The following is a 468-nucleotide window of genomic DNA, read 5'->3' as shown; positions in this document are numbered from 1 at the left end:
CGCTCAAATGGAAGGCAATAAGGCACTAAAATCGGTATCTGTACGCATCGACGGTAAGACGCTGCAAATCGAGGCAGAGAGCGCTATGGGGAAAAACTATCTATCGTTTTATCTTGACAAAAAGAGATTTAATGTAGTGGAGGGATTGACCATTTTCCAATTCAGAATGATTCTCGCAGGGCAAATAAGAGTACAGAATCTCTTGTCTCCAAGTGAAGCAATAGGTGAAGTTAATGACGCTATATCGAGAAATTTAGTAGATTTGCAGTCCCCGACCGGTATGCATACCAAGTCCGGCGACACGGTTCGTCTGGATGATGGCAGGGATTTGGTCTCGTTCCAGATGTTCGACAATGACGCAAAGACCGAATGGTGTTTGCTGCGCCGTTCCGACAAAGTCTTCGATCTGATTACTTGGGATACCGCCATTGACTTAATGAATAAGTGTGACGGAATACATCCATTGAC

At 44.7% G+C, this 468-nt stretch carries 1 protein-coding gene; it reads left to right on the top strand.

All coding sequences use genetic code 11. From position 1 onward, the window contains the following. Window positions 1-468: hypothetical protein (locus tag P0D80_RS51175; RefSeq protein WP_408296614.1), on the top strand; the 468-nt coding region annotated here is incomplete at both ends.

The sequence above is a fragment of the Paraburkholderia sp. RL17-373-BIF-A genome, assembly GCF_046030175.1.
GTDB lineage: Bacteria > Pseudomonadota > Gammaproteobacteria > Burkholderiales > Burkholderiaceae > Paraburkholderia.
This window is presented reverse-complemented; position numbering and strand designations above follow the sequence as displayed.